Raw genomic sequence first — 25,409 nt, 5'->3', positions numbered from 1 at the left:
ATGGCCGGGCCGTTGCCGGGCCCGAAGGACGGCGGGATACTGAGCCCGTGGACGAGTGCTGCGCGCCACGCACCCCCGACGGCTACGACCGCGAGTTCGGCGACCGGTTCGCCCGCCGCCTGGCGCGCGACTACCGGCGCGACGGCCTGACGCCCAGCGCACGGCTCGTCCTCGACTTCGCCCGCACGACCGGGCTGGAGGGCGCCTCGGTGCTCGAGATCGGCGGCGGCATCGGCGACATCCAGCTCGAGGCGCTCAAGGCCGGCGCCGCCCGCACCACCAACGTCGAGCTGTCGCCGGCGTACGAGCCCGAGGCCCTCCGGCTCCTCGACGAAGCGGGACTGCGGGACAGGGCGACGAGGATGCTCGGAGTCGACCTCGCCGGTGCGCCCGAGGCCGTCGAGCCGGCCGACATCGTCGTGCTGCATCGCGTGGTCTGCTGCTATCCGGACTACCGGCGGCTGCTCCGCGCCGCCGCCGGTCGTGCCAGGCGCGCCGTCGTCTTCAGCCACCCGGGGAACGCGCTGTGGACGCGCGTCGCCTCCCGCGCGCTCAACGCGCTGTACACGGTGACCGGCAACCCGTATCGCTCCTTCGCCCACGACCCGCGCGCGATGGAGGACGTCCTCGTCCACCACGGCTTCGCGCCGCGCTACCGCGAGCGCAGCGGCCCCTGGCACGTCGTCGGCACCGTCCGGGGATGACGGCGCGGCATTCCTTCCGCGGCGCTCAGGGACGGATGCTGCGGAACGCGCGGGTGACGTACGGCAGGTCGACCACCTCGGCGCCGGTGGCATCGGTGAGCAGGCGCTCGTCGAAGAGGGCCGACACCGCCGCGAGGATCGCGGCGCGGTCCGCGTCGGGCGCGGTGATGACATAGCTGCGCGAGGCCGCCATGTCCAGCAGTGCGGCCCGCGTGAGCGAGCGCGTCCAGGTCCACGTGCGCGCCTCGAGCGCGTCGAACGGATACGCGACCTGCGCTCCGTCCCCGGCGAGCATCTCCTCGGCGTGGGAGCCGTGCAGGGCGGCGGTCAGGCGCGCGACCCACGGATCGGACTCGTCGCGGATGTTCCAGGCGAGGCCCAGCACGCCGCCCGCCCGCAGGACGCGTCCGGCCTCGGCGGACGCCGCGGCCGGGTCGACCCAGTGCCAGGCCTGACCGAGCAGCACCGCGTCGAGGCTGTGGTCGGGAAGCGGCATCCGCTCTGCGGTCCCCACGAAGGTGGGGACGCCGCGCACGTGCTCCCGGAGCGCGGCGAGCATGGCCGGGTCCGGGTCGATCGCGACCACCTCGGCGCCTGCCTCGACGACGGTGCGGGTCAGCTTGCCGGTCCCCGCGCCCACGTCCGCCACACGGAGCGCGCGTCCCGTCTCGCGCACCGGCGCGAGCATCCAGTCCACCGCCTCGCGCGGATAGTCCGGACGCCCGGATTCGTACGCGCCGGCGGCGGCGCCGAACGACAGCGACATCTCCTCGCGACCGGCCATGGTCCGAGCCTATGCCGCGGTGGCGACGGCGGCCCGCGTCCGGCGCGCCTCCGCCCCGCCGGCGCGGGTCCGGGTGAGTCTGGGGACGTGGCACTGGACTTCACCGCGATCGACTTCGAGACGGCGAACTCCAGCAACGCCTCCGCGTGCGCGGTCGGGCTGGTGCGTGTGCGCGACGGGCGCATCGTCGACAAGGCCGGATGGCTGATCCGCCCGCCCGCGGGCCACGACGTCTTCTTCGAGCTCAACGTGCGGATCCACGGGATCCGGCCCGAGGATGTGGCCGGCGCCGCCACGTGGGGGCGGCAGCTCGCCGATCTCGCCGCCTTCGCGGGCGACGACATCCTCGTCGCCCACAACGCCGGCTTCGACATGGCCGTGCTCAAGCGCGCGTGCGACGCGACCGGCGACGAGTGCCCGCCCTACCGCTACGCGTGCAGCCTGCAGGTGGCGCGCAAGGTGTACCGTCTGGACTCGTACCGGCTGCCGTTCGTCGCCGCCGAGGCGGGTTTCGCCGACTTCCCCCACCACAACGCCACGGCGGACGCCCTGGCCTGCGCCCACGTCATGATCGACGCGGCGAACCGCGTCGGCGCGGCGGACATCGAGGGCCTCGCCGCGGCCGTCGGCGTGCGGGTCTCGCAGATCGCGGTCGCGGAGGCTCCCGCTGTCTCGTTCGCGGTCGCCTAGAGCGGATGCCCCGGCACGGTGCCCGGCGATGTCGGAGGGATCGGGCACGCTGAGGCCATGGACGCAGTCGTGATCAGTGCCGTGGTGATCGCCGGGATCGTGGTCGGGGCCCTCGCCGGGTGGGCGGCGGGGCTCGCGCGCGGCGCGGCGCGCGCGGCGCGGCAGCACGCCGAGCTGACGGCGCACCTGGCCGCGTCCGAGGCCGGGCGCCAGGGCGTGCAGGCTCAGCTCGAGCATCAGCAGCTGCTCTATCGCGAGCTGGCCGCGCAGGCTCGCCACGACCAGGCGGCGCGCGAGGAGCGCGAGCGCCGCGAGCAGTCCGTGCTCCGCGCCCTCGCCCCGGTGCAGGAGACCCTGGCCGCTATGCATGTCAAGGTCGACGAGCTCGAGCGCGACCGTCACACGCAGTTCGGCACCCTGGCCGAGCAGCTTCGGCGCGCGCACGAGTCCGATGAGGCGCTGCGGGCCACGACCGAGTCGCTCGCGAGCGCGCTGCGCTCGGGCAGCACGCGCGGCGTGTGGGGCGAGACGCAGCTGCGCCGCGTCGTCGAGGCGGCGGGCCTGACCCGTCACGTCGACTTCGACGTGCAGACATCGATCACGACGGATGCCGGCGCCGGCCGTCCCGACATGGTGATCCGGCTGCCCGGCGACAAGGCGATCGCCGTCGACGCGAAGGTGCCGCTCGACGCCTTCCTCGAAGCCAGCGCCATCCCGCTCACCGCGCAGGGCGCGGAGGCGGCCCGGCGCCGCGCCCTCCTCGACAGGCACGTCAAGGCCGTACGCTCGCACGTCGACGCGCTCGCGCGGAAGACGTACTGGGCCGGGCTGTCGTCGAGCCCCGAGTTCGTCGTGTGCTTCCTGCCGAGCGAGTCGCTCCTGGCGGCGGCGCTGGAGGAGGATCCCGCGCTGCTGGACTACGCGTTCGGCAAGCGGGTGGCACTGGCCTCGCCGGTCAACCTGTGGGCGGTCCTCAAGACCGTGGCGTACACGTGGACGCAGCAGGACGTCTCGCACGAGGCGCGGGCGCTGTTCGACCTCGGCAACCAGCTCTACGAGCGGCTCGGATCGCTCGCGTCGCACGCCGACGACCTCCGCCGCGCGATCGAGCGCACCGTCGACAGCTACAACCGGTTCGCCGGGTCGCTCGAGACCCGCGTGCTGGTGAGCGCCCGCAAGTTCCCCGGCATCGACGCGACGAAGCTCGACGCGGTGAGCGAGCCCGCGACCATCGACAAGACCCCGCGCCGTCTCACCGCCCCCGAGCTGCTCGACGGCACCCTCACCACGCCGGACAGCGACGAGGCCACCGAGACGCCGGCGGCCATCGCCGAGCTGGGCGAGGTGCGGACGCGGATCGCCTCACCGCGCGAATAGATGCGCGGGAGTCGCTGCGCGGTGGTGGTCAGTGACCGCCGGGGACGAAGCTCAGCAGCCCGATCACGGCCGCGGAGACGCCGACGAACGCGCCGATCATCCACCACGCGCTGATCTCGTGGCCCTCGTCGCGGCGCACGCGCAGCAGCACATCGGGGCGGCGAGCCGGGTCGACCGCATTGGCGACGACCGCGTGCGCGCCGGTCTGGGGCGACGAGGTCTCTCCGGTCTGCTGCGTGGCCATCGTCACACTCCTCGCGTGGAAACACTGTGATGTCTCCGTCGGCACCACTTCGATTGTGCCAGAGATCGGTCGCGACGGGGTCACGGACGCATCACAACGACAACATCCGTCACAGCCGTCACACGGCTCCCGCCGATGGATGCCGGCGCGTCGATCGTCGGGCGCGGCGGGCGCGGCTCAGAGCCACTTGGAGACGAGATGCTCCGACGTGATGCGGCGAAGCGTGCCCGAGGCGCCGCGCAGCACGACGCTCTCGGTGTACACGTACCCGCCCTCGCGGCGCACGCCGGCCACCAGCGCGCCGTCGGTCACACCCGTCGCGACGAAGATCGTGTTGTTGCCCTTGACGAGCTCGTCGGCCTCGTACACGTGGTCGTCGAGCTTGAGGCCCGCGTCGACGCCGCGCTGCCTCTCCTCGTCGCTGCGCGGCCACAGACGCCCCTGGATGTGCCCGCCGAGGGCCTTGATGGCGCACGCGGTGACGATGCCCTCCGGGCTGCCGCCGATGCCCACGCACATGTCGGTGCGGGCGTTGTGACGCGCGGCGTTGATGCCGCCGGCGACATCGCCGTCGCTCATCAGGCGCGTGCCCGCGCCCGCCTCGCGGATCTCGTCGATCAGCTTCTCGTGGCGCGGGCGGTGCAGCACCGAGACGACGAGCTCGTCGACGGGCTTGCCGAGCGCCTTGGCGAGCCGGCGGATGTTCTCGCCGATGGGAAGGCGGATGTCGACGACCCCGACGCCGGCCGGGCCGGTGACGAGCTTGTCCATGTAGAAGACGCTCGACGCGTCGAGCATCGTGCCGTGATCGGACACCGCGATCACCGACAGCGCATTGTTGCGTCCGGCCGCGGTCAGCGACGTCCCGTCGATGGGGTCCACGGCCACGTCCGCCCGGGGGCCGCGACCGTTGCCGACCCGCTCGCCGTTGTAGAGCATCGGCGCTTCGTCCTTCTCGCCTTCGCCGATGACGATGGTGCCGTCGAAGTTGACGGTGGTGAAGAACGCGCGCATCGCGTCGACGGCGGCGCCGTCGGCGGCCTCCTTCGCCCCGCGGCCGATGAACGGCACGGCGCGGATCGCGGCCGCCTCGGTCGCACGCACCAGCTCCAGGGCGAGGTTGCGATCAGGGTGGAGGGGACTCATATCCGCGGTCAGGCTCACCATGCGGTCAGCCTAGCCAGCATCCCGCCCCGGACCCGCTGATTTCGGTGGCACAGCGGTGAAGGAATCGCGATTCTTTCCGTCATCGCAGGGACGGGGATTTCCCGGCCTTACGGGAGCGGACGCATCCGTCACTGCGTGGACCCCCCTTCGATAGAGTTTGCGGTGACGCCCGCCACTATCAACAGGGAGCACCCATGCCCGTCGCCACCCCGGAGCAGTACGCCGACATGCTGGATCGCGCGAAGGCCGGTGGCTTCGCGTATCCCGCCATCAACGTCTCGAGCTCGCAGTCCATCAACGCGGTCCTGCAGGGCCTGACCGAGGCCGGCTCGGACGGCATCATCCAGGTCACCACCGGCGGCGCCGACTACTTCGCCGGTCACACCGTCAAGGCCCGCGCCGCCGGCGCCCTCGCCTTCGCGAAGTTCGCCACCGAGGTCGCCAAGAGCTACCCGATCACGGTGGCACTCCACACCGACCACTGCCCGAAGCCGGCGCTGGCCGACTTCGTGCTCCCGCTCATCGAGGCCTCCGAGGAGGAGGTCAAGGCGGGGCGCAACCCGATCTTCCAGTCGCACATGTGGGACGGCTCGGCCGTGCCGCTCGACGAGAACATCGAGATCGCCAAGGACCTGCTCCCCCGCCTCAAGAACATCAACGCCATCCTCGAGGTCGAGATCGGCGTCGTCGGAGGCGAAGAGGACGGCGTCCAGCACGAGGGCTCGAACGACGCGCTGTACACGACGGTCGCCGACGTGACGAAGGCGGTCGAGGCGCTGGGGCTCGGCGAGAACGGCCGGTACATCTCGGCCCTCACGTTCGGCAACGTCCACGGCGTCTACAAGCCGGGCAACGTCAAGCTGCGTCCCGAGCTCCTGGGCGAGATCCAGGAGGGCATCGCGGCGAAGTTCGGCACCGGCCCCAAGCCCCTCGACCTCGTCTTCCATGGCGGCAGCGGCTCGTCCGACGACGAGATCGCGCTCGCCGTCGCCAACGGCGTCGTCAAGATGAACATCGACACCGACACCCAGTACGCCTTCACCCGGTCGGTCGCCGGATTCATGTTCTCGAACTACGACGGCGTGCTGAAGGTCGACGGCGAGGTGGGCAACAAGAAGGCCTACGACCCGCGCGCGTGGGGCAAGGTCGCCGAGTCGGCGATGGCCGCCCGCGTCGTGGAGGCCACCCGGCAGCTCGGCTCGCACGGCAAGAGCCTGGCAGCCTGACGCACGATTCCAGCGGATGCCGCGGCATCGCGCCCTGATGGGCGCGGCGTCGCGGCATCCGTCGTCTACACGGGATCGACGTAGCGCTCCAGCAGGCCGGGCGCGCCGTCCGGGCGGTGGATCACGACCACCTCGTCACCGGCCCGGACCGTTCCGCTGCGGACCACGCGCAGGTACGGGCCGAGCCGGCGCTCGGCCGAGAACCGCCTGACCCACCCGCGCGCCGCCGGGCCGCCCACCCACCGGGCGAAGGTCTGGCAGGGCGTTCGCGGCATCGTGACCTCGACCTCGACCCGCTCGCCGATCCGCCAGCGCTCGCCGATGAGCGCGGCGTTCACGTCGAGCCCTTCGACGCGGAGGTTCTCACCGAACCAGCCGGGCGGAAGGCTGCGGCCGAGCTCGGACTCCCAGAAGGCGGCGTCCTCCTGCGCATAGGCGTAGAGCGCCTTGTCGAGCCCGCCGTGGTGCTTCCGGTTGGCCTGGACGTCGCCGCGCACGCCGTACGGCCCGACGCGCACCGGTCCGTCCACGGCGCCCTTGTCGATCGCGGTCACGCCGTTGGTGCCGGCGTCGGGTCGGAGCTGTCGGACGGCGCAGACGGCGACGATGCGGGGCATCCGCTCATCGTAGCCAGCCGGCGCCGGGCGAGCGCATCGTTCACCCCGGCGGGTCTTCGCCGCCCGGCGGCGGGAGGAGGGCGTCGGCCCGATCCGGCGTCACGCCCTTCTCCTGCAGCGTCCGGCGCAGGGCGCGCAGGCCGTAGTGCAGGCGGGACTTCACCGTCCCCTCGGGGACCTCCAGCTCGCCGGCCATCTCGGCGACCGACATTCCGCGGTAGTACGCCCGGACCACGACCGACCGGTGCTCGATCGTCAGCGCGGCCAGCGCCTCCCCGATCAGGATCGCCTCGAACAGCGCGTCGATGGCGTCGGGCACGACGCGCTCCGGGACCTCGGCGACGCCGATCTCGCGTCTCCGGTGCGCGCTGCGGGCCTCGTCGACCACGAGGTGCCGGGCCACGGTGAACATCCACGACCTCGTCGCCGACGGGTCCTCCTCGAGGATCCTGGGCGTGCGCCACGCCCTCAGCAGCGTCTCCTGCACGATGTCGTCCGCGCCGGCGCGATCACCCGTGAGGTGCACGACGTAGCGCCACACCGGCGCCGCCTGCTCGTCGTAGAGCGCGGCCAGGCGCTCCGCGTCGCGGCTGTCGGCGCTCCGCCGTCGTTCCACGCTGTCGTGCAGCATCCCTCACCTCCCGCAGGAGACGGAAGACGCGGCGCCCGCGGTGTCAGCCTGACCAGCCGCCGCGCCCGTCCGTCACACCGAGTATGGACCCGGCCGCGGTCCACGCGCGCACGGCTGCACGTCGCGGACGATCAGCGCGCGCCGCCGGCGCTGTCGACGAGGGCCTGCCACACCGCCGGGTCGTTGACGATCGGCACCATCATCAGCGCGCCCGCCGCGAAGGAGAACACGACACCGGCGACGAGCGGGATCCACCAGGTGAGCCGGCCCTTGCGCAGGCTCCAGAGGGAGACGAGCAGTGTGAGGATCCATCCGACGGCGAGCACGAGCGCCGCGGCGATCCCCCACGGGCGGCCGGCGGCCGGGTCGGAGAGCTGCGCGTCCACCCCCATCAGGCCGAGCACCATCTCGGCATACCCGCCGTAGTCCGTGTAGGCCGGGAAGGCGGAGACGACGCTGATGAGACCGTAGGCGAGCAGCGCGAATGTGACGATGCGGTCGACCGTCCGCGGGCGCCGCGGCGCAGCAGGCGCCGGCGACGCGGGGCTCGGAACCGGCGCTTCGGCGACCGCAGGCGCCGTCGTGGGCAGCTGCCAGGGGGCCGGCTCCTGGATGCGGGCGCGCTGCTCCTCGGCCGTCGCGTACTCCCCGTACTGCGGCCGGGGCCGCGGGTCGGTGTGACGGGCCGGGTCGGTCACGAGCGGCTCCGGCCACCGATGGCGCGCTCGTCGCGCCTGCCGGCGGCATCCTGCCGCAGCTCCTTGGGCAGGGAGAACATCAGATCCTCCTCCGCCGTCCGGACCTCCTCGACCTCGCCGTAGCCGGCGGCCGCGAGGTCGCGCAGCACTTCCTGGACGAGCACGTCGGGGACGGATGCGCCGCTGGTGACGCCGACCGTCTCGACGCCCTCGAGCCACGCCTGCTCGACCTCGTCGGCGTAGTCCACGCGGTAGGCGGCCTTCGCGCCGTACTCCAACGCGACCTCGACGAGCCGCACGCTGTTCGAGGAGTTCGCCGAGCCGACCACGATGACGAGGTCGGCGTCCTTCGCGACCTTCTTGATCGCGACCTGTCGGTTCTGCGTCGCGTAGCAGATGTCGTCCGACGGCGGATCCTGCAGCTGCGGGAAGCGCGCCCGCAGGCGCCGCACCGTCTCCATGGTCTCGTCGACCGAGAGAGTCGTCTGCGACAGCCACACGACCTTCGACGGGTCGCGCACCTCGATCGTGTCGGCCTCGTCGGGCGAGTTCACGATCGTGACGTGGTCGGGCGCCTCGCCCGCGGTGCCCTCTACCTCCTCGTGGCCGACGTGGCCGATGAGGAGGATCTCGAAGTCGTCGCGTGCGAAGCGCACCGCCTCGCGGTGCACCTTCGTCACGAGCGGGCAGGTCGCGTCGATCGCTCGCAGGCCCCGATCGGATGCCGCGTTCACGACGGCGGGCGACACCCCGTGAGCGCTGAACACCACGTGCGCCCCCTCGGGGACTTCGTCGACCTCCTCGACGAAAATCGCGCCCTTCGCCTCGAGCTCGGTCACGACGTGGATGTTGTGCACGATCTGCTTGCGCACGTACACCGGCGCACCGAAGCGCTCCAGCGCCTTCTCGACGGCGATGACCGCCCGGTCGACACCCGCGCAGTATCCGCGCGGAGACGCCAGCAGCACCTTCTTCTGTCCGGGTACGGCGATATCCTGGAGCGGTTCGCGCCGCCTCGGGATGCGCGGGACGGGCATGCTCACAGGGGCATGGCTCACACGGGTCGATCCCACGGTGCTGGTGCTCACCCCACGATTCTACGGGCGGCCTCCTGAGCGGGGCCTCGGCGCGGAGCCCGTGCCGCCGCGGTCCCATCCGCGGGCACCCACGGCCGGGCATGAAAGGACCGCATGACCTCCTTCCAGCCCGCCGTCGTCCCCGGCGAGCCGCCGCCGGCCGACTCGGTGCGGCCCCGGGACTCCACCGCGCAGGCGCCGACCTCGGTCGCCCGCCTCAACGACACGATCCGCGGATTCGTGCAGACCTGGGGCTCGGTGTGGGTCGAGGGCGAGATCACCGCGTGGAACCAGCGCGGCGGCAACGTGTTCGGTCGCCTCAAGGACCTCGTCACCGATGCGACGATCTCGTTCCGCGTCTGGGCGTCCACGCGGGACCGGCTGCCCGGCGACCTCAAGGTCGGCGACCACGTCATCACGTGCGTCAAGGCCGACTACTTCGTCAAGAACGGCGACTTCGGCTTCAGCGTCTCGGCGATGCGCCACGTCGGACTGGGCGACCAGCTCGAGCGGCTCGAGCGGCTCCGCGTGCAGCTGCGCGGCGAGGGGCTGTTCGACCCGTCGCGCAAGAAGGCGCTGCCCTTCCTGCCCCACCTCATCGGCCTCATCACCGGCGAGAACTCCGACGCCGAGAAGGACGTCCACCGCAACGCCGAGCTGCGTTGGCCGCAGGTGCGGTTCCGCACGAAGTACGCCGCGGTGCAGGGCGACCGATGCGTCCCCGAGACGATCGCCGCGCTGAAGGCGCTGGATGCCGCACCCGACGTCGACGTCATCATCATCGCGCGCGGCGGCGGCGATCCGCAGACCCTCCTCGGGTTCAGCGACGAGCGCCTCCTCCGTGCCGTGGCTGCCGCGTCCACCCCCGTCGTGAGCGCGATCGGCCACGAGAACGACCACCCCCTCCTCGACGACGTCGCGGACCTGAGGGCGTCGACCCCGACCGACGCCGCCAAACGGGTCGTGCCGGACGTCGCCGAGCAGCGCGCCCTCGTCGCCCAGCTGCGCGCACGGCTGACGACGCGCCTGACGCAGCGCATCGGCCACGACATCGCGCAGCTGGAGCAGCTGCGCTCCCGGCCCGCGCTGCGCTCGCCGGAGTCGCTGCTCACCTCGCGCGCGCACGAGGTGGAGCTGCTCGCCGCGCGGGGCCGGGAGCGGGTCGACCGGGCGGTGCAGGTCCACGAGCGGCGCACGGCCGAGCTGCGTGCGACGCTGCGCGCGCTCTCCCCCGCCTCCACCCTCGCTCGCGGGTACGCCATCGCACACCTCGCCGACGGTGTCATCGTGCGCGATGCCACGCAGGCTCCGGCATCGACTCCCGTCGTGGTCACCGTCGGACGCGGGTCGTTCGCTGCCCGCTCGGAGGGCGAGGTGGCCGAGGGCGCCTCCCCGGCCGGCGGCGAGCCGGGCGGGGCGTCCGCCGGCGACCCCCAGAAGTCCGGGGCCGTCCCCGCGCCGAACTAGACTGGGGGCCATGACCGAGTCGAGCGGCGCCCCCAGCGACGTCGCGACCCTCTCGTTCGAGCAGGCGCGCGACGAGCTCGTCCGCGTCGTCGCCGAACTCGAGCAGGGCGCACCGACCCTCGAGCACTCGCTCGCTCTGTGGGAGCGCGGCGAGGCCCTCGCGGCCCGCTGCGAGGAGTGGCTCCTCGGCGCCAAGCGCCGGCTGGAGGCCGCCCGTGCCACGGGCGACCCCGGCGTCCGCCGCACCGACGAGAACGGCGGCGCGTGATGGCACGCGAACCGCGGATCGTGGCGGAGCTCGGCCGTCCGGAGACCCCCGACGAGACGGCGGCGCGCAAAGCCGAGTCGTCCCGGGTCTACCGTTCGAGTCAGAACGTCCGCAACCTGGTCGCCGCGCTCCTGGTGACGCTGGGCGTCGTGGTGGTGATCATGTTCGCCGTCCCCCGGGGCACGCCGCCCGCGCGCGAGCCCATCGACGTCGCGGCGGTCGCCGAGCGCGTCTCGAGCTCCGAGGATCGCGTGGTCATCGCGCCCGAGCTGGCGGACGGATGGACGGTCAACAAGGCCGGCATCGAGGGCAGCGGCTCGGTGCGCGCGTTCACCGTGGTCTACGCCCCCTCGGGCGTCGACGACCGCGGATTCCTGCGCGTCGCCCAGGGCTTCGATGCCGATGAGTCGTGGCCGGCGCGCGTGCTCTCCGGCGCTGCCCCCCAGGACACCGTCACCATCGACGGAATCACGTGGGACCGCTACGAGCTCGACCCCGATCGCACCGGGAACATCTCGGTCGCGATCGCCACGGACGCAGGACCCGACACGGTGCTCATCTACGGCACCGCCCCCGACGACGCGCTCGAAGAGACGGCGCGCTCCGTGACCGATCAGATCACCGCACTGCGCGAGGAGGCCGAGTGACCGACCAGCTCACACCCGCGAAGGTCTGGCACGAGATGGAGAGGGGCAACGCGCGGTTCGTCGCCGGTGAGCCCCGGCATCCGCGCCAAGACGTCGACACCCGTCACACGCTCGCCGACGGCCAGCGTCCCCGGGCGGCGCTGTTCGGATGCTCCGACTCCCGGCTGGCCGCCGAGATCATCTTCGACAAGGGCCTGGGCGATCTCTTCGTGGTGCGCAACGCCGGACAGGTCATCTCCGACTCCGTCGTGGGCAGCCTCGAGTACGCGGTCGCCGTGCTCGAGGTGCCGCTGATCGTGGTGCTCGGACACGACGCGTGCGGCGCCGTGCGGGCCGCGATCGACAGCATCGACATGGATGCCGCCCCCCTGCCGCCTCACATCTGGCGGCTCATCTCGCCGATCGTCCCCGCGGTGCGGCGCGTGCAGCGCCAGACGGCCGTCGACGGCGTCGTTCCCGACACCATCGACGCCGAGGAGGTCGGACGCGAGCACCTGCGCGACACCGTCGCCGACCTGCTCCACTCCTCGGAGCTCATCAGCGAGGCCGTCGCAGAGGGCAGGCTCGCGATCGTCGGCGCCAACTACCGGCTCGCCGAGGGCACCGCGATTCCCGACGTCATGGTCGGCATCACGCAGCCGTCCTGAGCCCCCAGATCTCCCCACCCCCAGTACCGACACGTGAGGAACGACGACGTGACCGACACCGAGTACCGCATCGAGCACGACACCATGGGCGAGGTGCGGGTCCCCAAGAACGCGCTCTACGCTGCGCAGACGCAGCGCGCCGTCGAGAACTTCCCGATCTCGGGCGACCCGCTCGAGGCGGCGCAGATCGTCGCCCTCGCGCGCATCAAGAAGGCCGCCGCACAGGCGAACAAGGAGCTGGGCACGCTGGACGGCGCGATCGCCGACGCGATCGCCGGCGCCGCCGACCGCATCATCGCCGGCGAGTTCGCGGATCAGTTCCCGATCGACGTCTACCAGACCGGCAGCGGCACGTCGTCGAACATGAACATGAACGAGGTCCTCGCGACCCTCGCGACGCAGTCGCTCGGGGCCACGGTGCACCCCAACGACCACGTCAACGCCTCGCAGTCGTCGAACGACGTCTTCCCCACGTCCGTGCACATCGCCGTGACGCAGGAGCTCATCGACGATCTCATCCCCGCGCTCGACCACCTCGCGGTCGCGCTGGAGGCGAAGGCCGAGGAGTGGAAGACCGTCGTGAAGTCGGGACGCACGCACCTCATGGATGCCACGCCCGTCACGCTGGGCCAGGAGTTCGGGGGCTACGCGCGCCAGATGCGTCTCGGCATCGAGCGTGTGCAGGCCGTCCTCCCCCGCGTCGCGGAGGTGCCGCTGGGCGGCACCGCGGTCGGCACCGGCATCAACACCCCGCTGGGCTTCCCGCAGCGGGTCATCGAACTGATCGTCGCCGACACCGAGCTTCCCATCACCGAGGCCAAGGACCACTTCGAGGCCCAGGCCAACCGTGACGGCCTGGTCGAGGCATCCGGCGCCCTGCGCACCATCGCCGTATCGCTCACCAAGATCAACAACGACCTGCGCTGGATGGGCTCCGGGCCGAACACGGGCCTCGGCGAGCTGCACATCCCCGACCTGCAGCCCGGCTCGTCGATCATGCCGGGCAAGGTCAACCCCGTCGTGCCCGAGGCGACGCTCATGGTCTGCGCGCGCGTCATCGGCAACGACGCCACCGTCGCCTGGGCGGGCGCGTCCGGTTCCTTCGAGCTCAACGTGGCGATACCCGTCATGGGCACCGCGGTGCTCGAGTCGATCGAGCTGCTCGCCAACGCTTCGCGACTGCTCGCCGACCGGACGATCTCCGGACTCCGGGCTGATGTCGAGCGCGCCGCGGCCTATGCCGGCATGTCGCCCTCGATCGTCACGCCGCTGAACAAGCTCATCGGATACGAAGCCGCCGCGAAGATCGCCAAGCACTCCGTCGCCAAGGGGATCACCGTGCGCGAGGCGGTCATCGACCTCGGCTACGTGGAGCGCGGCGAGCTCACCATCGAGCAGCTCGACGAGAAGCTGGACCTGCTGTCGATGACGCACCCGGGCTGAGCCGGCCTCCCGTGCCGGATGACGTGCCAGGGCGGGATAATCAGGGCATGGCCCGCACGCCTCGCCCGATCCCCGCGCGCGTCAGGATCCTCGCAGCGATCCTCGCGGTCGCGTGCGTGGGCCTGGCGATCGTGGGCAGCGTGACGTTCCTGGTGCAACGGGAGCAGGCGATCTCCGGCGTGAACGAACGGCTGCGGACGCAGGTGGCCGCCCTGACCACGCTGGCCGAGGACTCCGGCGCCTCCGGGGCGTCCGGCGGCGCCTCGGCGGCCGCGGAACAGCTCGACCCCGACGACTACGAGACCGTCGACGACTACCTCTACGCCGTCGTGGCCCGGCTCGTGCCGGCGCGCAACGAGGCGTCGCTGGCACTCCTGGACGGCGCCCCGCGCTGGGTTCCGTCGACGTTCTCGGGCTTCCGCATCGCGGACGATCAGGAGTTCATCGATCGCGTCGTCGCCGAGACCAGCGGCGGCGAGACGAAGCGCGGCACGGCGGTCACCGACGAGCGCTCGATCCGGTACATCGCGATCCCCGTCTCGATGCCCGGAGACCCCCGGCAGGGCCTCTACGTGCGCGCGGTCGACCTCGGGGCGGAGCTGCAGCCGGTGACCACGGCCATGGCGACCTACGTGATCGCGGCGGTCGCGGTGCTCGGCGCGATCGGCATCGTGGGGTGGTTCGTGACGGGGCGCCTGCTGTCGCCGATCCGCCACCTGCGTGACACCGCCGACGCGATCTCGATCAGCGACCTGTCACTGCGGCTGGAGCCCCAGGGCAACGACGACATCGCCGACCTCTCCCGCACCGTCAACTCCATGCTCGACCGGCTCGAGGGCTCGGTGGACGGACAGCGTCAGCTTCTGGACGACGTGCGGCATGAGCTCAAGACGCCGATCACGATCGTCCGCGGGCACCTGGAGCTCATGGATCCCACGGACGCCGGCGACGTCGCGGCCGCGCGGGAGATCGGCATCGCCGAGCTCGATCGGCTGGCCCGCCTGGTGGAGGACATCGACGTGCTGGCGGCGGCCGAGGCCGAGTCCTACACGCTCGCCGAGGTCGACCTCGGTGCGCTGACGGCTCGCGTCGGTGAGCTGGTGGCGGTGATCCCCGGCCACACCTGGCGCGTCGAGGCGATCGCCGAGGGCATCACCGTCGGCGATCAGGACCGCCTGCTCCAGGCCTGGCTGCAGCTCGCCGACAACGCCGCGAAGTACACGCCCGCCGGCAGCCCCATCGAGATCGGCAGCGCGCACGACGCCACCGGCGCCAGCCTGTGGGTGCGCGATCACGGGCCCGGCATCCCCGCAGCCTCGCGGACGCGGATCTTCCAGCGGTTCAACCGCGCGCACGTCAAGCGCTCCGTGGGAGGATCGGGGCTCGGACTCGCGATCGTCGACGCGATCGCCAAGGGCCACGGCGGGCACTGCTCGGTGACCGACACCCGCGGGGGCGGCGCCACCTTCACGATCCACCTGCCTCCGACGGAGGCCGATCTTCCGGCGCCCGTGCGCGCGGGGGATGTCGTTCTGCAACGGGAGGCATCGGGATGACGAAGATCCTCATCATCGAGGACGAGCCGCGGATCGCCGCGTTCGTCAGTCGCGGCCTGGAATCCGCGGGGTACGAGACGCTCGTGGTCGAGGACGGCCCGGAGGGCCTTGAGGCGGCGCTCCGCGGCGACGGCGACCTCGTGCTGCTGGATGTCGGCCTGCCGACGATGGACGGGTTCGAGGTGCTGCGAGAGCTTCGCGCCCGCGGCTCGGCGGTCCCCGTGATCATGCTCACCGCGCGGTCGAGCACGCGCGACACGGTGGCCGGTCTGGATGCCGGCGCGAACGACTACGTGCCCAAGCCGTTCACGTTCGAAGAGCTCCTCGCCCGCGTCCGCTCGCGCCTGCGCGAGAGCGTCCCGCAGCCCGGCGTGTCGATCTCGCGCGGCGACGTCACGCTGGACATCCTGGCGCGCCGCGCCACGGTGGCAGGGCGCGAAGTGGACCTCTCGGCCCGCGAGTTCGCCCTGGCCGAGCAGTTCCTGCGCAACCCGGGCCGAGTGCTCAGTCGCGAGCAGCTGCTCAGCCGGGTGTGGGGGCTGGACTTCGACCCGGGCTCGAACGTCGTCGACGTGTACGTGCGCTACCTGCGCGGAAAGCTCGGCTCGGACCACATCGTCACGGTCCGAGGCGCGGGCTACCGCTGGGAGTGAATCGCACCCGCGGGCACGAAGAAGCCCCCGGTGCTGGGGGACACCGGGGGCTGTGAAAGGCCGGACTGGGGGATCCGGCCATCATCAGTCGCGCTTGTCTGGGGGATTGCGCGACTGGCCCTTCTTCGCGTCGGGATCGGCGTCACCGCCGTGCCCGACGTTCGAGCCCGCGTGTGCGGGACGCTGTGCGTGGGAGGGGTTCTCAGCCTCTCCGACGTCATGGGTTGCGCTCGACGGCTGCGGAGCCGGTGCCATGCGACGCTCGGCCTCCGAACCGACGAGCTGCTGCTGGTCGCTGCCGGAGTCGCCCGGTGCGGGCGCGTCGGGGCCCTGGCCCTTCTCTGCGGTCTGCTCGCGTTCCAGGCGCGCCACCAGCGCGTCGATGCGCCCGGCGGACCAGCCCTGGGCTGTCGCCCACGCGCGGACGGCGTCCCACGAGCCCGAGGTCTTCCCGGCCGCGACGACCGACTCGAGGTCGTCCGCGGGCGCCGGGACGGCGGCATCCGGAATCGAGACGGTCGCCGCAGGATCGGCATCCGCGCGGTCCACGACCACCGGGGCCGGGGCCTCGACGATCTCGGCCCGCGACGGTGCGGTCGCGTCCGGCGCCGCCGTGGGTGCGGTGTCAGGCGTGGGCCGGGGTGCCTGCGGCGTGGCCGTGGTCGGCGATGCGGCGGCGGGCACGAGGATGCGGCCGGCCGTGACGGTGGCACCCGGGGAATCCTGCAGCGCAGCGGTGTTGGTCAGCGCGACGGCGGTCACCACGGCGACGCTCGCTGCGACAGCGGTCAGACCGCCGATCACGAGCCCCGTGCGTCCGTCCACGTCGTTGTCCTGCCTTCCGTGCGCGAGCGGCGTCGATGTCCGCCTTCCATCGTCGCAGACGGGCCGACGCGGGAGCGCCGAGAGGCATGAGACTCTTCTCATCCTCACCGAGGATGACGGGCGCGGACCGTCGGCCGGCCACCGGGGGCGGGATGTGGCATCCCGTCCCCAGTATGCCCACGGTCGATCTTGCGCTGCTCAGGCGAGCTCGCCGGCCTCCAGCAGGTCCGTGACCAGCGCCGCGATCGCCGAACGCTCCGAGCGGACGAGCGTCACGTGACCGAAGAGCGCGTGCCCCTTGAGCGTCTCGATGACCGACGCGACTCCGTCGTGGCGGCCCACGCGCAGATTGTCGCGCTGCCCGACGTCGTGCGTGAGCACGACGCGCGAGTTCTGCCCGATGCGGCTCAGGACCGTCAGCAGCACGTTGCGCTCGAGCGACTGCGCCTCGTCCACGATCACGAACGCGTCGTGGAGGGAGCGCCCGCGGATGTGGGTCAGCGGCAGCACCTCCAGAAGCCCGCGCTCGATGACCTCGTCGAGCACATTGGCCGACACGACGGATCCGAGGGTGTCGAACACCGCCTGGCCCCAGGGGTTCATCTTCTCCTGCTGATCCCCCGGAAGGTAGCCGAGCTCCTGGCCGCCGACGGCGAACAGCGGCCGGAAGACGATGATCTTCCGCTGCTGCTGACGCTCGAGCACCGCCTCGAGGGCGGCGCACAGCGCGATCGCGGACTTGCCGGTTCCTGCCCGTCCGCCCAGCGACACGATGCCGACCTCGGGGTCGAGCAGAAGGTCGATGGCGATGCGCTGCTCCGCCGAGCGACCGTGGAGCCCGAAGACCTCGCGGTCGCCGCGGACCAGCCGGTACTCGCCGTCACCGACGACCCGGCCCAGGGCGGACCCGCGCTCGGAGTGGATGATGAGTCCCGTGTTCACCGGCAGACCGCGCACCTCTTCGCTGGCGGCCACCTCGCTCTCGTACAGGTCGGAGATGTCATCGCCCGACACGTCGAGGTCGCAGATGCCCGTCCACCCGGAGTCGACCGCCTGCTCGGCGAGGTACTCCTCGGCGGTGATGCCGAGCGACGCCGCTTTGACGCGCATCGGGAGGTCCTTCGAGACGACGGTGACCTCCTGCCCGTCCTGGGCGAGGTTCATCGCGACGGCGAGGATGCGGCTGTCGTTGTCGCCGAGGCGCATTCCGGACGGCAGCACCGAGGCGTCGGTGTTGTTCAGCTCGACGCGGAGGGTGCCGCCGGTGCCCACCGGGACGGGGAAGTCGAGGCGTCCGTGCTCGACGCGCAGCTCGTCGAGATGGCGCAGGGCCTGCCGGGCGAAGTATCCGATCTCGGGGTCGTGCCGCTTCCCCTCGAGCTCCGTGACCACCACCACGGGGATCACGACGCTGTGTTCGGCGAACCGGAAGAACGCCCGAGGATCGCTCAGCAGCACGGAGGTGTCCAGAACGTAGGTGCGCAGATCCTGATCGGATCCGGCGACCTGCCCGAGGCCCTGACGGCGCTGCTCGTGTGGTGCTCGTGTGGTCACAACCCACTCCCGCCCCGGGTGGTTCACCCGGCAGTTACGAGTCGACCAGGGGTCACGAGTCGCGATCCGTGAGGCCGACTCGACCGGGCTCCTTGCCCGATGCGATCACGCTACGACTCCCCTGCGACACCGGCCCGCCCCGACACGCCCGAATCTCGTGACGTCTCGGTGAACGGATGCCGCAGCGTCCGCACCGGGCAGGCGGTCACCAGACGCGTGCCGACGAGAACGCGGCCAGTGCGTCGCCGAACAGCCGCAGTGTGTCGGCGCCGGTGCCGACGTGGGGCGACACGCGGATCCGCCCGCCGCGGGCCGTCACGGTGAGGCCGTGGTTGGCGAGGGATGCCGCCAGCGCCGCGGCGTCCCGCGGCTCCGGCTCCAGCGTCACGATGCCGGCCCGGCGCCCGCGATCGCGGGGGGTGACCACGGGGATCCCGTAGCGGTCGGCGAAGAACATGACGTCGGCGGCTCGATCCGCCAGCACCGACTCGATGCTGCGGACTCCGGCATCGGCGATCTCGCGCAGCGCCGTCGCGAGTCGGGCGGCGGCCAGCGTGTCGGGGCCGGAGACCGAGAAGGCCTGGGATGAGGCCGACGGCGCGGGCACCGTGTCGAGCGGGAGGTCGCCGTCGACGCCGCGGAAGCCGGAGAGCACCGGCGCGATGCGCGCCAGCGCTCGCTCGCCGAACCAGGCGAACCCGGTGCCGCGGCCGGCGCGGAGCCACTTGTAGCCGTGGCCGCACACGACGTCGGCCGCGGCGTAGTCGGCCTCGATCATGCCGAATCCCTGGACGGCGTCGACGATGAGGAGCCGATCGCCGATCACCTCGCGCAGCGCCGTCAGGTCGGTGCGGTAGCCGGTGCGGAAGTCGACGAGGCTCACCGCGACGGCGCGCGTCTCGTCGGTGACCGCCGACCGGACGGCATCGGGCGTCATGAACCCTCCGACGGGATCGACCCACTGCAGCTGCAGCGATCCCAGCGCGTCGGACGCCCGGGCCGCCGCCACCGTGAGGCTCGGGAACTCCGCCCGGCTGAGCAGGAGCCCCCCTGCCAGACCGTAGACGGCGTGCATGAGGCCGTACGTGGTGGACGGCTGCAGCACCACCTGGTCGGCCTGGGCGCCGAGGAGCTCTGCGACCAGCTCGCGGGCCTCCCGGACGTGGTCCGCGACGAGCTGGATGCTCGTGCGGCGGCCGGTGCCCAGCAGCTCGGTGTCGCCCTGCGCCTCGCTGCGCACCGCCGGCGACAGCGGGCCGAACGCCGCCCAGTCCAGGTAGCCCGGCTCGGCGTCGAACGACGCCAGGTAGGGGTCCAGATCGGTCACGCGGATCATTCTGGCAGAGCGCCGGCGCACAGCCCCCGCGCCCGCCTGTGCGCGAAACGGCGCAGCGGATCCGGTTCGGTTCAGCCGCCGTAGCGGCGGTCCCGCGAGCCGAAGTCACGGATCGCGCGGAGGAAGTCGACCTCGCGCAGATCGGGCCCCAGTGCCTCGACGAAGTAGAACTCCGAATGGGCGGACTGCCACAGCAGGAAGTCGCTCAGGCGCTGCTCCCCCGAGGTGCGGATCACGAGGTCGGGGTCGGGCTGGCCGCCGGTGTACAGGTGCTCCCCGATCTGCTCGGGGGTGAGGCTCGCGGCCAGCTGCTCGAGCGAGCCGCCCTCCTGGTCGTGCTTGGCGATGATGCTGCGGACCGCGTCGACGATCTCGCCCCGCCCGCCGTAGCCGACCGCGAGGTTCACGTGCATGCCTGCGTTGCCGCGCGTGCGCGCCTCCACATCGGCCAGCACGCGCGCGAGGTCCTCGGGGAGCGCGTCGGCGCGACCGACGTGCTTCACCCCCCAGTCGCGCTCGTGCGAGAGCTCGTCGGCGAGTTCGGCGATGATCTCGATGAGGTCGGACAGCTCGCGCGAGTCGCGCTTGCGGAGATTGTCGTTGGAGAGCAGGTAGAGCGAGACGACGCGGATGCCGACGTCGTCGCACCAGCGCAGGAACTCCTTCATCTTCGCCGCACCGGCACGGTGGCCGTGCGCGGCGGAGTCGTAGCCGAGCTGCTTGGCCCACCGGCGGTTCCCGTCGATCATCATCGCGAGGTGATGCGGCACGGACGCGGGGTCCAGCCGCCGGCGCAGGCGGTTGATGTAGAGGCGGTAGAGAGGTCCTCTGCCTTCGTTCGTCGAACCGCGCGCCACACGCCTACGCTACCCCGCGGGCGGGCCCGGCCCTAGCGCGCGGCCGGGTGCCGGCATCCGCGTCCCGGCGTGTGCCGTCGACGGCATGCGTCGCCGTCTACCCTGGGAGGATGAGCCGTCGCCGCCGCCTCACCGAGGCCCCTGACGTCCCGTCGCTGCCGCTCATGGACGCCGCGTCCGTCGATGCCGCCGCACCCGAGATCCGGCCCACGTGGCGGGGCTGGGTCCACGCCGGCACGTTCCCCGTCGCGATCGTCGCCGGCATCGTGCTGATCACCGTCGCACAGGGCGCCCCCGCCAAGTGGGCCTCGGCGGTGTTCATGGCCACGTCGCTGCTGCTGTTCGGCAACTCGGCCCTCTATCACCGCTTCGACTGGAAGCCCCGGACGAAGGCGATCCTCAAGCGGATCGACCACGCCAACATCCTGCTGCTGATCGCGGGCACCTACACTCCGATCGCCACGCTCGCCCTGCCGCCCGAGAAGGGCGTTCTCCTGCTCACCCTGGTGTGGGCCGGAGCGCTCCTGGGCATCCTGTTCCGCGTCTTCTGGCTCCACGCCCCGCGATGGCTGTACGTCGCGCTCTACCTGGTGCTCGGGTGGGCGGCCGTCATGTACCTCGTGGACCTCTTCGAGGCCAATGCCGCCATGATGATCCTCGTGGCGGTGGGCGGCGTGCTGTACACCGTCGGCGCCGTCGTGTACGCCATGAAGCGGCCGAACCCGTGGCCCGGCCACTTCGGCTTCCACGAGATCTTCCACGTCTGCACGGTGCTGGCGTTCCTGTGCCACTGGACCGCGGCGCTGCTCATCGCCCTGGATCCGCTGTCGCCCTCGCTGGGCGTCCCGGCCTGACGGCGATGACGGATGCCGCGGCTCGCGGCATCCGATAGCTCCCCCGTCGCGCGGGTCAGGCCTTCGGCGGGGCGGTGCCGTCGGGCTCGTCACCGGTGCGGTCGTCTCCGGCCGCGCCGGCGTCCTCGTCGTCCGTCCTCGTCGCGGCGGCGGCGCGCGGCGACTGCTCCTCCGCGTCGAGCTCCTCCTGGATGTCGGCGCGCACGCGCCCACGGCGGATGCGGCGCATCATGTCCCAGACCAGGAAGATGACCGCCACGGCGACCAGCGCCGTGATGACGAATCCCCAGACCCCGGGGGTGACGAGGTCGGGGTCGACGTCCGCCGTCGGGGTCGGCGCGGGGGTCGTCGCAGCGCTGACGAGGGCGGCGAGCGCGTGATGCATGGGTGTCCTCGCTTGCCCGCGAGGCGGGCGGTGTCGTCGGGGATGCGCGCGAGCGCATAGCCTGGAGTTCCCAGCCTAATCTTCGCAGGGCGACCCCCGAGACCTCAGGAGCGGCGTGACCACGCAGGACATGCTCGACGAGCGCTACGGCCGGCGGCGTTCTCCGGCCCGACGCTGGATCATCGGCGCCGGCGTCGCGCTCGCGGCGGCTGCCGTCGCGCTCTTCGGCTGGACGACGGTGCAGGGGACGCTCGCGGCCGTCGACGCCGACACGACGTCGTTCGAGATCGCCGACGGACACTCCGTCACCCTCGGGTTCCAGATCTCCGCTCCCGTGGGGGCGGCGGTGGCCTGCGCCCTCGAGGCGCAGGACGAGGAGCACGGCGTCGTGGGCTGGCGGGTCGTGGAGCTGCCGGCATCCGACCTCCCCGCCCGCGCGTTCCGCGAGGTGATCCCCACCACCGCACCCGCGACCACGGGTTTCGTGAACTCGTGCTGGGTTTTGTCCTGATCGGCAACGTGTCGTAGTCTGACGGGAGATCATCCATTCGCGCCCTGGCCCGTGAGCCGGGGCGTTCGGTTTATGTCCCGTCGCGCTTCGCGCCGACGGGCGCTACGAAGGAGTCAGCCGTGTCCGATGCACCCGTGACCTTCCTCACCCAGGACGCGTACGACCGCCTGGCGGCCGAGCTCGAGCACCTCTCGACGACCGGCCGCGAGGAGATCGCCAAGCGCATCGAGGCCGCGCGCGAAGAGGGCGACCTCAAGGAGAACGGCGGCTATCACGCCGCGAAGGACGAGCAGGGCAAGCAGGAGGCGCGCATCCGCACGCTGCAGCAGCTGCTGAAGACGGCCAAGGTCGGCGAGGCCCCCGAGAGCAGCGGCGTCGTCGAGCCCGGCACCGTCGTGACGGCCGTCATCGCCGGCGGCGAAGAGGTCTTCCTCCTCGGCAACCGCGAGATCGCCGTGGGCTCCGAGCTCGACGTCTACAGCGAGGCGTCTCCCCTCGGCACCGCGATCCTCGGGCGCAGGGAAGGCGAGAAGACCTCGTACACCGCGCCCAACGGTCGCGAGATCGCCGTCGAGATCGTCAAGGTCGAGACCTACAACGGGCAGTGACTCCGCGGGCCGGCCGGCGGACCCGGCCGGTCAGTCGTGCACGACGGTCGGCATGTAGCCGGCGTCCTCCAGCACAGAGATGACGTGCGCGCGGTGCTCCTCCCCGCGCGTCTCGACGCTCAGCTGCAGGATCACCTCGCTGATCTGCAGCCCCTGGCCGTGACGGGTGTGGAGCACCTCGATGACGTTCGCCCCGGCGATCGCCAGCAGCTCCGACACGCGCGCGAGCTGGCCGGGCCGGTCGGGCAGCGGGATCCGCAGGGTCATGTAGCGGCCGGATGCCGAGAGACCGTGCGCGACGACGCGCTGCAGCAGCAGCGGGTCGATGTTTCCGCCGGAGAGCACGGTCACCGTGGGGCCGTGCGCCACCACCTTCCCCGCGAGGATCGCGGCCACGCCGACGGCGCCCGCGGGCTCCACCACCTGCTTCGCCCGCTCCAGCAGCACCAGCAGGGCACGGGCGATGTCGTCCTCCGAGACGGTCACGATCTCGTCGACGTACTCGCGGATGATCTCGAACGGCAGGTCGCCGGGGCGCGCCACGGCGATGCCGTCGGCGATCGTCGGAGACGTCGGGACCTCGAGCGGATGCCCCGCCGCCAGCGACGCCGGGTAGGCGGCCGAGTTCTCCGCCTGCACGCCGATGACGCGCACGGCGCGGCCTTCGGTGGCGGCTCGCGCCTTGACGGCCGCGGCAACGCCGGCGATCAGCCCTCCCCCGCCGATGCCGAGCACGACGGTGTCGAGGTCGGGAAGCTCGTCCATCAGCTCGAGCCCGAGCGTGCCCTGCCCCGCGATCACGTCGGGGTGGTCGAACGGGTGGATGAACACGGCGCCGGTGCGCTGCGCGAACTCGGCGGCCAGGCGCAGCGGCGTCTCGACCGTCGCGCCCTCCAGCACCACGTCGGCGCCGTACCCGCGGGTGGCCAGGAGCTTGGGCACCGGGACGCCGAGCGGCATGAAGATCGTCGCGTGGATGCCGAGCGCTTTCGCCGCCAGCGCCACGCCCTGCGCGTGGTTGCCCGCCGAGGCGGCGACGACGCCGCGCGCGCGCTCCTCGGCGGTCAGCCGCGACAGGCGGTAGGTCGCGCCGCGGATCTTGAACGACCCGGTGCGCTGCAGGTTCTCGAGCTTCAGGTGCACGGGCACGCCGAGGACATCGGAGAGGTGCTGCGACTCGTCGAGCGGCGTGTGGGCGATGACCCCCTCGAGGGTGGCCGCGGCATCCGCGAAGTCCTTCAGGGTGGGCGCCGGCGATCGCAGCGCCGCCGCGGCGGGCGGCAGCCCGTCGGCGCGCTCGGTGTGGTCGGCGGATGGCATGGCAGTGGTCACTTGCGGACTCTCCTCGGCCGGGGGACGGTGCTCCAGATGAGGTCTCCGGTGGGCTTGGCGCCGGTCTCCCACGCGCGTTCGCCGAGATACACGGCGACGACGTTGACGAAAGCTGCGAGCGGGACGGCGAACAACGCCCCCGGGATGCCGGCGATCATGGCACCGCCGGCGACGACCAGCACGACGGCGAGCGGGTGCACCTTCACGGCCGAGCCCATGAGCAGCGGCTGCAGGACGTGACCCTCGAGCTGCTGGACGCCGAGGACGACGACGAGCATCCACAGCGCGATCCACGGCCCGTTGTACACCAGTGCGAGGAAGACCGCGACGGCGCCCGTGACGACGGCACCCACGATGGGCACGAACGCGCCGAGGAAGACCAGCACGGCGACGGGGATCGCGAGCGGCACTCCGAGCAGCGCGGCGCCGAGGCCGATGCCCACGGCGTCGATGGTCGCGACCAGCAGCTGCGTGCGCGCGTAGTTGACCACCGTGATCCAGCCCGCCCGGCCTGCGCCGTCCGCGGCGGGACGGGCCTTCTTGGGGAAGAGCTTGAGCGTCCACCGCCAGATCCCGGCGCCATCCGCGAGCAGCGTCAGCAGGATGAACAGCGCGAGGATCCCACCCGTGGCCACGTGGCCGATGGTGGTGCCGAGGGCGAGGGCACCCGACCACAGCACCCCCGCCTGCTCCTGCGCCAGCGCCGACCCCTGGGTCAGCAGATCGTCGATCTGCTCGGCGCTGAGGTGCAGCGGCCCGTCGATGAGGTACTGCCGGAACTGGGCCATCGCCGCGACGGTGCTCTCCTGCACCGAGCCCCACTGCCGCACGACCTGCCATCCCACCAGCCACAGCAGCCCCGCCACGATGGCGAGGGTGCCCAGGACCGAGAGGACGATCGCGAGCCAACGCGGCACGCGGTGCCGCAGCATCCAGGTGAAGGCGGGCCACAGCAGCGCGGTGACGAGGATCGCCACCAGCAGCGGGATGACGAGGAGCTTCAGCTGGATGACCAGCCACACGGCGACGCCGATCGCCGCGGCGACGACGATCAGTCGCCACGAATATGCGGTCGCGATGCGCAGACCGCGCGGGACGGCGGCGGACGTGTCGGTGGTGACGATCCGGCTGCGATCGCGCACGGCGTCGAACAGAGAGCCGCGTGGCTTGTCGTCGGAGCCGCTCATCCGCCCAGTCTAGGCGCGTCGCATTCCGTGCCGGTGATGAAGCGGACCGGGCGATGTCGGCGGCT

28 protein-coding genes are annotated in these 25,409 nt (G+C 72.0%); 14 read left to right on the top strand and 14 right to left on the bottom strand.

Annotated features, from left to right (window positions below):
* Window positions 1-47 precede the first annotated feature (47 nt).
* The gene (locus tag ACWGUG_RS16420) at window positions 48-704 is read left to right on the top strand and encodes a methyltransferase domain-containing protein (protein WP_452325307.1); all 657 of its coding nucleotides are present in this window, start codon (window positions 48-50) and stop codon (window positions 702-704) included.
* A 25-nt stretch (window positions 705-729) separates the two neighbouring features.
* Here ACWGUG_RS16420 and ACWGUG_RS16415 read toward each other — a convergent pair whose 3' ends face one another.
* Entirely contained in the window at window positions 730-1,488 is a 759-nt protein-coding gene (locus tag ACWGUG_RS16415) for a class I SAM-dependent methyltransferase (RefSeq protein WP_452325306.1), read from the bottom strand.
* An 87-nt stretch (window positions 1,489-1,575) separates the two neighbouring features.
* Between ACWGUG_RS16415 and ACWGUG_RS16410 the strand changes: the two genes are divergently transcribed.
* Together ACWGUG_RS16410 and ACWGUG_RS16405 are read left to right on the top strand one after the other, a co-directional pair.
* Entirely contained in the window at window positions 1,576-2,178 is a 603-nt protein-coding gene (locus ACWGUG_RS16410) for a 3'-5' exonuclease (protein ID WP_336396419.1), read from the top strand.
* A 57-nt stretch (window positions 2,179-2,235) separates the two neighbouring features.
* A complete protein-coding gene (locus ACWGUG_RS16405; protein ID WP_452325305.1) occupies window positions 2,236-3,555 on the top strand; it encodes a DNA recombination protein RmuC in 1,320 nt (439 codons plus the stop codon).
* A gap of 28 nt (window positions 3,556-3,583) precedes the next feature.
* Here ACWGUG_RS16405 and ACWGUG_RS16400 read toward each other — a convergent pair whose 3' ends face one another.
* Together ACWGUG_RS16400 and glpX are read right to left on the bottom strand one after the other, a co-directional pair.
* A complete protein-coding gene (locus ACWGUG_RS16400; RefSeq protein ID WP_336396421.1) occupies window positions 3,584-3,799 on the bottom strand; it encodes a UDP-N-acetylmuramyl pentapeptide phosphotransferase in 216 nt (71 codons plus the stop codon).
* A gap of 177 nt (window positions 3,800-3,976) precedes the next feature.
* Window positions 3,977-4,966: a class II fructose-bisphosphatase gene (gene glpX, locus ACWGUG_RS16395; RefSeq protein WP_336396422.1), complete on the bottom strand. Its 990-nt coding sequence runs from the start codon at window positions 4,964-4,966 to the stop codon at window positions 3,977-3,979.
* A gap of 194 nt (window positions 4,967-5,160) precedes the next feature.
* On the opposite strand from glpX, the gene fbaA reads away from it, so the two are divergent.
* Window positions 5,161-6,192, top strand: coding sequence for a class II fructose-bisphosphate aldolase (gene fbaA / locus ACWGUG_RS16390; protein WP_336396423.1), 1,032 nt, complete (start codon window positions 5,161-5,163; stop codon window positions 6,190-6,192).
* Window positions 6,193-6,257: 65 nt separating this feature from the next.
* Here the strand turns inward: fbaA and ACWGUG_RS16385 are convergent, their stop codons facing one another.
* The 4 genes from ACWGUG_RS16385 to ACWGUG_RS16370 all read right to left on the bottom strand — a co-directional run bounded on the left by ACWGUG_RS16385 (window position 6,258) and on the right by ACWGUG_RS16370 (window position 9,175).
* Entirely contained in the window at window positions 6,258-6,809 is a 552-nt protein-coding gene (locus ACWGUG_RS16385) for an MOSC domain-containing protein (RefSeq protein WP_336396424.1), read from the bottom strand.
* Window positions 6,810-6,849: 40 nt separating this feature from the next.
* Window positions 6,850-7,440, bottom strand: coding sequence for a sigma-70 family RNA polymerase sigma factor (locus ACWGUG_RS16380; protein ID WP_336396425.1), 591 nt, complete (start codon window positions 7,438-7,440; stop codon window positions 6,850-6,852).
* A gap of 131 nt (window positions 7,441-7,571) precedes the next feature.
* Window positions 7,572-8,138, bottom strand: a complete 567-nt coding sequence (locus tag ACWGUG_RS16375; protein ID WP_336396426.1) for a DUF6264 family protein — start codon at window positions 8,136-8,138, stop codon at window positions 7,572-7,574.
* Window positions 8,135-9,175 carry a 4-hydroxy-3-methylbut-2-enyl diphosphate reductase gene (locus ACWGUG_RS16370; protein ID WP_336396763.1) on the bottom strand — a complete coding sequence of 347 codons (1,041 nt, stop codon included), beginning with the start codon at window positions 9,173-9,175 and terminating at the stop codon, window positions 8,135-8,137. Before ACWGUG_RS16370 ends, ACWGUG_RS16375 begins: the two co-directional genes overlap by 4 nt.
* Window positions 9,176-9,328: 153 nt before the next feature.
* Between ACWGUG_RS16370 and xseA the strand changes: the two genes are divergently transcribed.
* The 7 genes from xseA to ACWGUG_RS16335 are packed head-to-tail and all read left to right on the top strand — an operon-like array spanning window position 9,329 to window position 15,895.
* On the top strand, window positions 9,329-10,681 hold the full coding sequence (gene xseA, locus ACWGUG_RS16365) for an exodeoxyribonuclease VII large subunit (protein ID WP_452325304.1): 1,353 nt from the start codon (window positions 9,329-9,331) through the stop codon (window positions 10,679-10,681).
* Between the two features lie 10 nt (window positions 10,682-10,691).
* Window positions 10,692-10,949, top strand: a complete 258-nt coding sequence (locus tag ACWGUG_RS16360; RefSeq protein WP_452325303.1) for an exodeoxyribonuclease VII small subunit — start codon at window positions 10,692-10,694, stop codon at window positions 10,947-10,949.
* Window positions 10,949-11,596 (top strand): DUF4245 family protein, encoded by a 648-nt coding sequence (locus tag ACWGUG_RS16355; RefSeq protein ID WP_336396429.1) that lies wholly within the window; start codon window positions 10,949-10,951, stop codon window positions 11,594-11,596. Before ACWGUG_RS16360 ends, ACWGUG_RS16355 begins: the two co-directional genes overlap by 1 nt.
* A gap of 35 nt (window positions 11,597-11,631) precedes the next feature.
* Entirely contained in the window at window positions 11,632-12,243 is a 612-nt protein-coding gene (locus ACWGUG_RS16350) for a carbonic anhydrase (protein ID WP_378882122.1), read from the top strand.
* A 48-nt stretch (window positions 12,244-12,291) separates the two neighbouring features.
* Window positions 12,292-13,686 (top strand): class II fumarate hydratase, encoded by a 1,395-nt coding sequence (locus ACWGUG_RS16345; RefSeq protein ID WP_336396431.1) that lies wholly within the window; start codon window positions 12,292-12,294, stop codon window positions 13,684-13,686.
* A 47-nt stretch (window positions 13,687-13,733) separates the two neighbouring features.
* On the top strand, window positions 13,734-15,242 hold the full coding sequence (locus tag ACWGUG_RS16340; protein ID WP_452325302.1) for an ATP-binding protein: 1,509 nt from the start codon (window positions 13,734-13,736) through the stop codon (window positions 15,240-15,242).
* A complete protein-coding gene (locus tag ACWGUG_RS16335) occupies window positions 15,239-15,895 on the top strand; it encodes a response regulator transcription factor (RefSeq protein ID WP_336396433.1) in 657 nt (218 codons plus the stop codon). The genes ACWGUG_RS16340 and ACWGUG_RS16335 overlap by 4 nt, the downstream gene beginning before the upstream one ends.
* An 84-nt stretch (window positions 15,896-15,979) precedes the next feature.
* Here ACWGUG_RS16335 and ACWGUG_RS16330 read toward each other — a convergent pair whose 3' ends face one another.
* The 4 genes from ACWGUG_RS16330 to ACWGUG_RS16315 form a co-directional block, all read right to left on the bottom strand.
* Window positions 15,980-16,720 carry a hypothetical protein gene (locus ACWGUG_RS16330; RefSeq protein ID WP_452325301.1) on the bottom strand — a complete coding sequence of 247 codons (741 nt, stop codon included), beginning with the start codon at window positions 16,718-16,720 and terminating at the stop codon, window positions 15,980-15,982.
* A 198-nt stretch (window positions 16,721-16,918) separates the two neighbouring features.
* Complete coding sequence (locus tag ACWGUG_RS16325) at window positions 16,919-18,274, bottom strand: PhoH family protein (protein ID WP_452325300.1); 1,356 nt, start codon at window positions 18,272-18,274, stop codon at window positions 16,919-16,921.
* A gap of 205 nt (window positions 18,275-18,479) precedes the next feature.
* A complete protein-coding gene (locus ACWGUG_RS16320) occupies window positions 18,480-19,610 on the bottom strand; it encodes an aminotransferase class V-fold PLP-dependent enzyme (protein WP_452325299.1) in 1,131 nt (376 codons plus the stop codon).
* Window positions 19,611-19,681: 71 nt separating this feature from the next.
* Window positions 19,682-20,467 (bottom strand): isoprenyl transferase, encoded by a 786-nt coding sequence (locus ACWGUG_RS16315; protein ID WP_452325298.1) that lies wholly within the window; start codon window positions 20,465-20,467, stop codon window positions 19,682-19,684.
* A 110-nt stretch (window positions 20,468-20,577) separates the two neighbouring features.
* Here ACWGUG_RS16315 and trhA point away from each other — a divergent pair, with 110 nt between their 5' ends.
* On the top strand, window positions 20,578-21,321 hold the full coding sequence (trhA, locus tag ACWGUG_RS16310) for a PAQR family membrane homeostasis protein TrhA (protein ID WP_336396438.1): 744 nt from the start codon (window positions 20,578-20,580) through the stop codon (window positions 21,319-21,321).
* 55 nt (window positions 21,322-21,376) lie between these two features.
* Here the strand turns inward: trhA and ACWGUG_RS16305 are convergent, their stop codons facing one another.
* On the bottom strand, window positions 21,377-21,706 hold the full coding sequence (locus ACWGUG_RS16305; protein ID WP_452325297.1) for a hypothetical protein: 330 nt from the start codon (window positions 21,704-21,706) through the stop codon (window positions 21,377-21,379).
* 115 nt (window positions 21,707-21,821) lie between these two features.
* Between ACWGUG_RS16305 and ACWGUG_RS16300 the strand changes: the two genes are divergently transcribed.
* Together ACWGUG_RS16300 and greA are read left to right on the top strand one after the other, a co-directional pair.
* Window positions 21,822-22,217: a DUF4307 domain-containing protein gene (locus ACWGUG_RS16300; RefSeq protein WP_336396440.1), complete on the top strand. Its 396-nt coding sequence runs from the start codon at window positions 21,822-21,824 to the stop codon at window positions 22,215-22,217.
* Between the two features lie 119 nt (window positions 22,218-22,336).
* Window positions 22,337-22,825 carry a transcription elongation factor GreA gene (greA, locus tag ACWGUG_RS16295; protein WP_336396441.1) on the top strand — a complete coding sequence of 163 codons (489 nt, stop codon included), beginning with the start codon at window positions 22,337-22,339 and terminating at the stop codon, window positions 22,823-22,825.
* Between the two features lie 30 nt (window positions 22,826-22,855).
* On the opposite strand, the gene ilvA is transcribed toward greA, so the two are convergent.
* Both ilvA and ACWGUG_RS16285 read right to left on the bottom strand, forming a co-directional pair.
* Window positions 22,856-24,145 carry a threonine ammonia-lyase gene (gene ilvA, locus ACWGUG_RS16290; protein ID WP_452325330.1) on the bottom strand — a complete coding sequence of 430 codons (1,290 nt, stop codon included), beginning with the start codon at window positions 24,143-24,145 and terminating at the stop codon, window positions 22,856-22,858.
* 8 nt (window positions 24,146-24,153) lie between these two features.
* The gene (locus tag ACWGUG_RS16285; protein ID WP_336396443.1) at window positions 24,154-25,344 is read right to left on the bottom strand and encodes an AI-2E family transporter; all 1,191 of its coding nucleotides are present in this window, start codon (window positions 25,342-25,344) and stop codon (window positions 24,154-24,156) included.
* Between the last annotated feature and the right edge of the window lie 65 nt (window positions 25,345-25,409).

It is taken from the genome of Microbacterium sp. NPDC055455 (assembly GCF_053619935.1).
The sequence above is the reverse complement of the archived record's forward strand: the minus strand, read 5'-3'. Positions and strand labels throughout refer to the sequence as shown.